At 71.8% G+C, this 9,524-nt stretch carries 7 protein-coding genes; 3 read left to right on the forward strand and 4 right to left on the reverse strand.

Annotated features, from left to right (window positions below):
- The 3 genes from ACSNOH_RS30570 to ACSNOH_RS30580 all read left to right on the forward strand — a co-directional run.
- Window positions 1-2,583: ricin-type beta-trefoil lectin domain protein (locus ACSNOH_RS30570; protein ID WP_436724695.1), on the forward strand; the 2,583-nt coding region annotated here is incomplete at its 5' end.
- Between the two features lie 8 nt (window positions 2,584-2,591).
- A complete protein-coding gene (locus tag ACSNOH_RS30575) occupies window positions 2,592-3,011 on the forward strand; it encodes a hypothetical protein (RefSeq protein WP_436724696.1) in 420 nt (139 codons plus the stop codon).
- A gap of 147 nt (window positions 3,012-3,158) precedes the next feature.
- Window positions 3,159-3,479 carry a cupin domain-containing protein gene (locus tag ACSNOH_RS30580; protein WP_436724697.1) on the forward strand — a complete coding sequence of 107 codons (321 nt, stop codon included), beginning with the start codon at window positions 3,159-3,161 and terminating at the stop codon, window positions 3,477-3,479.
- A 260-nt stretch (window positions 3,480-3,739) separates the two neighbouring features.
- On the opposite strand, the gene ACSNOH_RS30585 is transcribed toward ACSNOH_RS30580, so the two are convergent.
- The 4 genes from ACSNOH_RS30585 to ACSNOH_RS30600 form a co-directional block, all read right to left on the reverse strand.
- A complete protein-coding gene (locus tag ACSNOH_RS30585; protein ID WP_436724698.1) occupies window positions 3,740-4,246 on the reverse strand; it encodes a DUF402 domain-containing protein in 507 nt (168 codons plus the stop codon).
- A 44-nt stretch (window positions 4,247-4,290) separates the two neighbouring features.
- Window positions 4,291-5,199 carry an esterase/lipase family protein gene (locus ACSNOH_RS30590; protein WP_436724699.1) on the reverse strand — a complete coding sequence of 303 codons (909 nt, stop codon included), beginning with the start codon at window positions 5,197-5,199 and terminating at the stop codon, window positions 4,291-4,293.
- Window positions 5,200-5,395: 196 nt separating this feature from the next.
- Window positions 5,396-6,454: a DNA polymerase Y family protein gene (locus ACSNOH_RS30595; RefSeq protein WP_436724700.1), complete on the reverse strand. Its 1,059-nt coding sequence runs from the start codon at window positions 6,452-6,454 to the stop codon at window positions 5,396-5,398.
- A partial coding sequence (locus ACSNOH_RS30600) for a DNA polymerase III subunit alpha (RefSeq protein WP_436724701.1) occupies window positions 6,451-9,524 on the reverse strand: 3,074 nt, incomplete at its 5' end. The genes ACSNOH_RS30595 and ACSNOH_RS30600, both read right to left, overlap by 4 nt.

The following is a 9,524-nucleotide window of genomic DNA, read 5'->3' on the forward strand; positions in this document are numbered from 1 at the left end:
GGCACGGCCCTGCAAACGTGGTCGTGCAACGGGACCGCCGCCCAGCGGTGGACACTGGAAGGCGGTCAGCTCAAAGCACTGAGCAAATGCGCGGTAACCACGGGCACGGGCAATGCCAGTGCGGTGCAGTTGGTCGCGTGTACGGCCGATCAGGGACAGCAGTGGACCGCCCGCGACGACGGCAGCCTGCTGCATAACGCCTCTGGAAAATGCATCGACATTCCCGGTTCCAGCACGACGCGTGGCACCAAGCTCCAACTCTGGGACTGCAACGGCACCACCGCACAGCGCTGGGCGCTGCCGAGGCCGCCTGGACCTGTGACAGGACTTGCAGGCCTGTGCCTGGATATTGCGGGTGGTCTGAGCGCTGACGGCACGGCCCTGCAAACGTGGTCGTGCAACGGGACCGCCGCCCAGCGGTGGACACTGGAAGGCGGTCAGCTCAAAGCGCTGGGCAAGTGCGCTGCACCGGGGGGCACCAGCAATTCCAGTGCCATTCAACTGGCGACATGCACAGGTGCTCAGGGCCAGCAGTGGTCACTCCGCGACGACGGCAGCCTGCTGCACGACGCTTCCGGCAAATGCATCGACATCCCCGGCGCCAGCACCACACGCGGCAGCAAACTCCAGCTCTGGGGCTGCAACGGCACCACCGCACAACGCTGGTCACTGCCCAAGCGCTCGGCCGCCGTGACGACGGTCCAGTACAGCCATGACGCCGAGGGCCGCCGGACCAGCCAGTCCAGCACCGCAGGATCCGTCCTCTACGACTACGACCCCGCAGGACACCTCACCGGCACGACCCTGCCCGCTGCCAACGGGCACTCGGAAAACCGCGCCTACGACAACGCCGGCCGGCTGACCTCCATCAGCAGTTCCAAAGGCGACAAGATCCTCGCAGGCTGGCAGCTCGCACTCGACGACACCGGCCGTCCTGTCCGCATCACCGCCACCCGCACCGGCCAGGCCACCAGCTACCAGTACTACACCTACGACGACGCAGGCCGGCTGCTTACCGACTGCACCTCCACCACCCAGAACACGGCCTGCCCGGATCCCACCGCCGCCACCGCGTACACCTACGACGCCGTCGGCAACCGCAAGACCCGGACCAAGGCAGGCACCACAACCGGCTACACCTACGACGACGCCGACCAACTCATCACGGCCACCACCGGATCGGCCACCCGCAAGTACTCCTACGACGCCGACGGCAACCAGACCTCGGACGGCACCAACACCTTCATCTATGACGCCAACAACCAGCTGACCGCGATCACCGCCGGCACGAACACCTACACGTACACCTACGACGCCGACGGCAACCGCACCAAGGCGGCCAAGGGCAGCACGGCCCTCCGCACCACGTCCTGGGACATCAACGGTTCCCTCGCGACCATCGGCGCGGAGTACGACGCGGGCGGCAGCATGACCGCCGACTACCAGTACAACCCGCTCGGCCAGCTCCAGACCCAGTCCGCAGGCGGCAACGCCTACCAGTACCACCACGACCAGCTCGGTTCCGTCACCGACATCACCGACGCCGGTGGCGCTCCCCGCATCCGCTACAGCTACACCGCGTACGGCGAGACCACGAAAACCGACGTCGCCCCGAACCCGCCGGCCAACCCCTTCACCTACACCGGCGCCTACACCGAACCCACCACCAGCACCGCGGGCTACTACCTGCGCGCCCGCAACTACGACCCCGCTACCGGCCGCCTCACCACCACCGACCCTGCCACCCGTCCGGTGGGCAGTCCCGCCGTCTCGGCCTACGCCTACGCCGACAACACCCCGACCCGCTGGATTGACCCGACGGGCCTGACTCCTGACGACCCGGACGACCACGTCGAGTCTCTCGGGGAAGGCCTGAAGACCTTCGGAGAAGGCTTCCTGGAAGGCCTCAAGCTTCCCTTCGAAGTCATCGGGGATGTCTACGGAGCCCTCAGAGGCAAGAACGGCGGCGCGGGCGGTTTCGTCGACAAGTACCTCCCGGTCCGGCCCGCCTACCGCCTCTACCGCGCGGCTGAGATGTTCCGCGACCAGGGGTGCGAGGCGCTCGCCGACCTGTACAGCCATACAGCAGACGAACTCACCCAGCAGATCGCCGTGACTGGCCTCGGTGGGCTCGCCAGCTGGCAGCGGGATGCCCTGAACCCAACCGTTCGCGGCCACAAGATCCCTACCTACGGCAAGGGCGTGGGCCCTGCTGGCAAGAGAATTCCAGGGGGCCGGCCCGACGGCCAGGCAGTCATCGCCGGCCATGGCGTCTACGTCCGAGGGACCGGCGACATGCAAATGCCGAGTGGGACATGGGGATACTTCTATGTCGAGGACGGAGCCCGCCTCCGCCAGTCGGTCGGACTCAGCATCGAGAAGGGGGAGAAAGTGAAACCCACAGAGATCGTAGGACCTGGCCACCCGTCACCGAACTACACCGTGAAACCTGGCGCTGACCTCGAGATGATGTCAGGCTCGATCACCGTGAACAAAGACACCCTTCTCAGCGACATTCTGAAGCCCGGCATGGGGCCCGTACACATTGCGATCTGTCGCGAGCACTGCGATCCGCGACGGTAGGAGAAACCATGACCTACTTTCCGGACCTGTCGCCCTACGAGTACGAGCCATCCGAGCGCATGATGCTCAACATCGGATGGCTATCCATCGAGCACGAATACCCCAAAGGGCTCGTTGCAGACGTAGTACTGGACGCCTTGAAGATCCTCTGCGCTCACCCCGAGAATCAGATGCGCGGCTATCATCAGTGCGAGTTCTGCAACGCGCTCGCACCCTCCGTATTTGGGGGAGAAGACGGAACGAAGGAGCTTGTTCTCGGGTCTGCAGAAGTGCATGTTGAAGGACTCGGGAAGACTGTCTACGCAGCTCCTAACCTCGTGCTTCACTACGTCCTGGAACATGACTACTGCCCGCCTCGGGAATTCTGCCGAGCGGTGGTTCATGCCGCTGGGCTGGAGTCGCCCGATGAGCTCACTGTTCTGGAGTAGTCGAACTCCCTGCACGAGGCCGTAGGCACGCGGCATGGCGTGGGCTGAGCGGCGGCGCCCTCAGCCCACTCCGTCGGATGACCAGCCCTCTGATCCTTTACCCGACGGTCGACCAACCGTCCCCGCAGGTCACCTACCGTCGGCGTCATGACCGTGATCAACCTCAACGACACCGCTGCCGCCCTACCCGACGCATGGCGATCCCGTGTGCTGGGGCACATAGGACCCGCCTGTCTCAAGGTGCTGCGCATGAGTGAGCTGCCCGGAGAGGAGGAGAGTCACGACGCCCCGGAGGCGCTGCTCGTGCTCGACGGGCGGCTCGAACTCGACGTCCGCGGCGAGGCGGTGACCGTCGGGACCGGCGAGGTCTACGTCGTGCCCGCGGGGGCGCCGCACGCGGTGCGGCCCGGGAGCCGGGGGACGCTCGTCATCGTCGAGCTGGAGGAGGGCGGCCGCGGCGCGGCTTGACCGCAACGCGCCTTGCCCGCTCGGTCGTCCGGGTGTTCGCTGGTTCGAGGAAACCCGTAAGGAACCCCGCGTCGAAGGAGGCAGTTGACCATGGCTGTTCACGAGCCTGTGGCGGCGCCCGGCACCGATTGCACCTGTGGTCCGGGCTGCCAATGCGGATGCCAGAGCGGCGGCCCGTGCCAATGCGGCGGGTGAGTCTGCCGCCGGCGTGAAACAGGGGCCGGTCGGCTGGGCGGCCGGCCCCCGCCGGGACGGCGCCGTCAGCCCAGCAGGGCGGTCAGCCGGCTGCCGCGTGCCAGTTCCTCCAGCTCGTCGACGGCCGCACGGGCCTTCGCCGCCGCGGCCGGGTCGCGCCGCTCCAGGCCGCTCTCCTCGAACTCGTCCTCGTCCAGGCGGAGGACGGTGGCGCCGTCGGCCGAGACCCACAGGTCGAGGTCCAGGTCGGTGGAGACGACCGCGCCCGGGGCGATCTCGGCGGGGCGGGTGATGTCGCAGTACCAGCCCTTCAGGGTGCCGTCGGCGGCGCGCACCTCCTTGACGGCGTGCCAGCGGTCGCGCCAGTAGTGCTCGGTGAAGACGTCGCCGCGCTCGAAGCGGACGAAGCCGAAGTCCCGGTCCGCCGGGGCCGCCCACGGCGCGCGTACGACGGCGTGCGTGCCGTCGTCGCGTACGACGACCGCGGGGTAGCCGATGCCGGACCGGGACTCCTTGACCAGCGTGACCGTTACGTCGCTGCCGGCCTTCAACGGGGTGCTCAAAGTGCTCATGGGGTTCGAGGGTTCCCCATCAGCAAGGCCTGAGGCCATTGGTTTTAGCCGAGCACCGCCGAAGCGCACGTGGTCGGCGTCGCGTTGGCCGGGTCGAGGGCGTTGGCGACCTCGTGCGCGACGACGCGGTCGATGGTGCCGATCGCGATGTGCTCGGAGAAGTCCACGGCGCAGAGGTTCTGGAGCAGGACGTTGCGCACGTCGGGACCGGTCAGGTAGCCGGAGGTGTACGGCGTGACGACCTCGTCGTACTTGGTCGCGATGACCGTGTAGCGGACGCCCGGCACGGTGTCGGGGACGGAGTTCATCTTCTTGAGGAAGTCGGAGCCGACCGCCTGGTCGGTGAGGCCGGGGGTCAGGCCGCCGAGCGCGTTGCGGGCCCCGGGGATCTTGTCCATCAGGGTGACCAGGCCCGACAGCGTCGTGCCGTGGTTGTTGGGGGCGATGCCGGTGAGGGAGTTCACCTTGTCCTTGCCGCCCAGGAAGTTGAGGTAGTAGCGCGGCATCGCGCCGCCCTGGGAGTGGCCGACGAGGTCCACCTTGTCGGCGCCGGTGGCGTCGCGGACCTTGTCGACGTACGCGGAGAGCTCCTCGGCCGACTTCGCGATCGGACCGAGACCGTAGAAGAGCGGCACGCCGGGCAGCTTGCCGTAGTCGAGGGAGAAGACGCAGTAGCCGCGGTTCTTCAAGTAGGGCGCGAGGACGAGCCAGTTGTCCACGGAGTTGCCCAGGGTGCCGTGCACGAGGACGACGGGACGCGGGTGGGCGGCCGACGGCTTGCAGGAGTAGTCGTTCCAGCCACCGCCGCCGGTCGCAGCGGTGGCGGCGGCCCGGGAGGCGCGGGCATCGTCCGACGAAGCGGCCGCTGCCTCGGGGGCGGTGAGGGCCGCGGCCGAGAGGGCGAGGGCCAGAGCGGGGAGCAGGGTGCGCAGGGGTCTCCAGGGCAGCTTCATATGAACACCTCGCTGGTGGGGGCTGGTGGGGGGTGGTCACCGACGGTGGGCGCACGGAGGCACACGGGTGGCCCGGAACCGTGGTTTCGCTGAAAGAGCGTTAACTTACGTGCCAGTAAGGATGCGTGGCGCACCTTGATCGGTCAAGGAATCCGTCACACGTTCTTTATGCGGAAGACATAACTCCGTAACGGGTTCAGGCCACGGCACGCCGGTGCAGCGCCGCCGCCGGCCCCACCGCCCCCGGCCCGAAGCGGGCCCGTGCCCGGTCCACGGCCGCCTCGATCCGGCGGGCCTTCTCGTCGGCGGGGTCGAACGACAGCTGGTGCGCGGCGGATCCGGCGTCGCCGAGGCCCTCCGCGCGCAGCGCCACGGCCCGGACCCGGGCGCGCTGCAGCCCGAGCGCGTCGTGCAGCGCGTACGCGGCGGCGGTCAGCGCGGGGGTGTGCGCGGTGGGTTCGGCGAAGGTGCGGGAGCGGGTGGTCGAGGAGCCGTCCGCGTAGCGCACGGTGAGGGTCAGGCCGCGCGCGACCTGGCCGCTCTCGCGCAGCCGCCCGCCGAGCCCGTCGGCGAGCGCCAGCAGGGCGCGGCGGCGCCGGTCGGCGTCCAGTTCGTCCCGCTCGAAGCGGTGTTCCGCGGCCGCCGAGCGGGCCCGCGCCTCGGGGGTGACGGGGGTCGGGTCGATGCCGTGCGCCCGCTCGTACAGCCGCCGGCCCGCCGCGGGCCCCAGGATGCGCTGCAGCGCGGGCAGCGGCGCGGCGGCGATCCGGCCGACGGTGCCGAGCCCGTACGTGGACAGGGTGCGGGCGGTGGCGGGGCCCACGCCGTACAGGGCGGCGGCCGGCTTGCCGGCGAGGAAGGCGGCGACGGCGGCCGGGTCCGCGGGGAGCGTGCGGACCGCGCCGGGCGGGCCGTCCTGCGCGGCCATCCGGGCGAGCATCGGATTGCCCGCGATGCCGACCGTGCAGTCGGCCCCGTACCGGGCGAGCGCCCGGACCCGTACGAGCGCGGCGAGCCCGGCGGGTTCCTGCCCGAAGTAGCGCGTGGCGCCGCGGACTTCCACGAGCGCCGCGTCCGGCGGGACGGCCTGGACGACGGGGCTGACCTCGCCGAGCAGCGCGAGGAGTCCGTCGTAGGTCTCCTCGCCCAGGTGCTCGCCCGCCGCGCCGTGGAAGTGGACGTACAGCACGGGGGGCGCGCCGGAGGGCCCGGCCGGCCGGTCCGGCAGCGCGGTGAGCCGCGCCCGGGCGTTCATCCCGCGCTCCCGGGGCTCGCGTGCCACAGCTTGCGGCCGGTGGCCGCGCCCTCGCCCGCGGGCCGGAGGTCGGCCCAGGGGTGCATGACGTAGCCGGTGGGCAGGTGGATGCGGCGGTCCGGGCCCGCGGTCCCGGAGGCCGCGGCGGGGGCGGCCAGCACCGAGGCCACCGCCTCCAGGCCCCCCTCCGCGCGGAGCTTCGTCAGCTGTGCGAGGTCCCACGCCGCCGCGCCCACCACGCTCAGGCTGCGCGGCCCGCGGCGCTGGACGACGCCGCGGACGAGCAGCAGCCAGGAGTGGAAGACGGTGTGCGCGCAGGCGGGGTGGCTGTCGTCGAAGAAGGCGCAGTCGACCAGGCCCGTACCGTCGTCGAGGGTGGTGAAGATGACGCGGCGGCCGGAGCGGACCGGCGGGGTCTGGGTGGCGGCCTTGGCGCCCGCGACCAGGACGGTCTCGCCGTGCCGGGCGTCCTGCAGCCGCCGGGCGGGGACGACGCCCAGTTCGGTGAGGAAGGCCCGGTGGTCGGACATCAGGTGCCGGGAGGTGTCCATGCCGAGCACGCCGAGCTCGGCGCCGAGGCGTTCCTCCGCGTCGAGGTCGGGCAGGCCGACGGGTTCGGCCCGCACGCTGTCGATCAGGGTGGGCTGCTCCGCGCCCCCGCCCCCGTGCCTCCGCCCGTGCCCGCGGTGCAGTTCGGCGATGTGCAGCAGCAGGTCGCGGCGGTTGCCGCCGAAGGCGTCCAGCGCGCCGACCCGGGCGAGGCGTTCGGCGACGGGCCGGGCGGGCCGGGCGCGGTGCCACAGGTCGGGCAGGGAGGTGTACGGGCGGCCGGCCGCGATGCGTGCGGCTTCGGCTTCGCTGATGCCCTGGACGTCGGAGAGGGCCATGCGGAGCCCCCACGTACCGCCACCGCCCCGCCGGCCGGACACCAGTTCGATCGAATAGGTCGTGCCCGACCGGTTCACGTCCAGCGGCAGGATCGGCACGCCGCGCCGCCGCGCGTCCGCGAGCAGCAGCCGCTTGGGGTACATGCCCGGGTCGTGGGTGAGCAGGCCCGCGTAGAAGGCCGCCGGGTGATGGGCCTTCAGCCACGCCGACTGGTAGGTCGGCACGGCGAAGGCGACGGCGTGCGCCTTGCAGAAGCCGTAGCTGCCGAACGCCTCCACGATCTCCCAGGTGCGGCGCACGGACTCGGGCGAGCGGCCGAGCTTCGCCGCCTCCCGCCCGAACCACGCGCGCAGCCGCCCCACCTGCTGCGGGTCGGACAGCGCGCGGCGCACCTCGTCCGCCTCGTGCCGGTCGCAGCCGGTCATGACGTGCAGGATCTCGATGATCTGCTCGTGGAAGACGACCACGCCGTACGTCTCGCGCAGCGTGTCCTCCAGATCCGGGTGCGGGTAGCGCACGGGCGCGCGGCCGTGCCGGGCCTCGATGAAGGGCCGCACCATGTCGGCCGCGACCGGGCCCGGCCGGAAGAGGGAGATGTCCACCACGAGGTCGTGGAAGGTCGCGGGCTGCAGTCGGCCGACGAGATCGCGCTGGCCCGGCGACTCGATCTGGAAGCAGCCGAGCGTCTCGGCCGACCGGATCAGCTCGTACGTGCGGCGGTCGCCCGGCGGCACGTCCGCGGGGCTATCGAGGTCGATGCGCCGCCCGGTGGCCCGTTCGATCTCGGACACGGCGTGGGCCATCGCGGACTGCATCCGCACGCCCAGCACGTCGAGCTTGAGCAGCCCGAGCTCCTCCACGTCGTCCTTGTCGAACTGCGCCATGGGGAAGCCCTCGCCGCTGGTCGGCACGACGGGCGTGCGGGCGCGCAGGGTCGCGTCCGACAGCAGCACGCCGCACGGGTGCATGGCGATGCCGCGCGGCAGCCCGTCCAGCGCCTCGACCAGCTCCCACAGCCGGCCGTGGTCCTCCGCGGCCACCGCGCGCAGCTCGGGCAGCTCGGCCAGCGCCGCGCGGGCGTCGCGGGCGCGGATGTGCGGGAACGCCTTGGCGAGCCGGTCCACCTCGCCCGGGTCCTTGCCGAGGGCCGCGCCGACGGCCCGGATCGCGTGCCGGATCCGGTAGGTCTCGGGCATGGCGACGGTCGCGACCCGGTCCGCGCCGAAGCGGTCGAAGATCGCGCGGTAGACGTCCAGGCGGCGCGCGGACTCCACGTCGATGTCGATGTCGGGCAGCGCCGTGCGCCGCAGGGACAGGAAGCGCTCCATCAGCAGGCCGTGCTCGACGGGGTCGGCGTGGGCGATGCCGAGCAGGTGGTTGACCAGGGAGCCCGCGCCGGAGCCGCGGGCGGCGACCCGGACGCCGAGGGCGCGGGCGTCGTCCACGACCCGGGCCACGGTGAGGAAGTACGAGGCGAGGCCGCGCCGGGCGATGATCGCCAGCTCCTCCTCCAGCCGCTGCCGGTAGCGGCTCTTCCGGTCGTAGCCGCGCAGCACCATGCCCGCCGTGCAGCGGGAGCGCAGCACGCGGTCGGCGGTGCGGCGGCCGGCGCCGACCAGGTGCGCCTCGGGGAAGTGGATGCGGCCGAGCCCAAGGTCGTCCTGGGGGTCGACGAGGCAGGCGGCGGCGGTCTCCTCGGTCGTGGCGAGCAGCCGGCGGGCCGCGTCCCGGCCGAGGCCCGCGGCCTCCGCGATCCGCTCGGCGAGGGCGGCCATGGCGGCGGGCCCCTTGAGCCAGCGCTCGCCGCTGTCGAGCGACTCCGGCCTGCGGGGGTCGATCGGGACCAGCCGGCGGGCCGCGTCGAGGACGTCGGCGACGGGCCCCTGGCCGGGGTCGGCGTAGCGCACGGCGTTGCTGAGGACGGCGGGGACGCCCTGGTCGGCGGCGAAGCCGGCGGTACGGGCGGCGAGCCGCAGCGAGCCGGGACCGGTGCCGGTGCGGCCGTGGCAGACGACCTCCAGCCGCAGGGCGTCACCGAACATTTCGCGCCAGGGCGCGAGCAGCCGGGCGGCCCGGTCGGGGCGGCCGGCGGCGAGGGCGCGGCCGGTTTCGGAGCCGGGGCCGAGGAGGACGTGCAGGGGGGTGCGGACGCCGGGGGCGGCGGCCGCGAGGTCGGCGCGGG

The organism is Streptomyces sp. URMC 127 (assembly GCF_051386535.1).
In the GTDB taxonomy this organism is placed as follows: Bacteria; Actinomycetota; Actinomycetes; order Streptomycetales; family Streptomycetaceae; genus Streptomyces.

Excerpts from the sequence above, each read along its gene's own strand:
- ACSNOH_RS30590 (WP_436724699.1), bottom strand. The coding sequence starts at position 5,199 with ATGAAGCTGCCCTGGAGACCCCTGCGCACCCTGCTCCCCGCTCTGGCC.
- ACSNOH_RS30580 (WP_436724697.1), top strand. The coding sequence starts at position 3,159 with ATGACCGTGATCAACCTCAACGACACCGCTGCCGCCCTACCCGACGCA.
- ACSNOH_RS30595 (WP_436724700.1), bottom strand. The coding sequence starts at position 6,454 with ATGAACGCCCGGGCGCGGCTCACCGCGCTGCCGGACCGGCCGGCCGGG.
- ACSNOH_RS30585 (WP_436724698.1), bottom strand. The coding sequence starts at position 4,246 with ATGAGCACTTTGAGCACCCCGTTGAAGGCCGGCAGCGACGTAACGGTC.
- ACSNOH_RS30575 (WP_436724696.1), top strand. The coding sequence starts at position 2,592 with ATGACCTACTTTCCGGACCTGTCGCCCTACGAGTACGAGCCATCCGAG.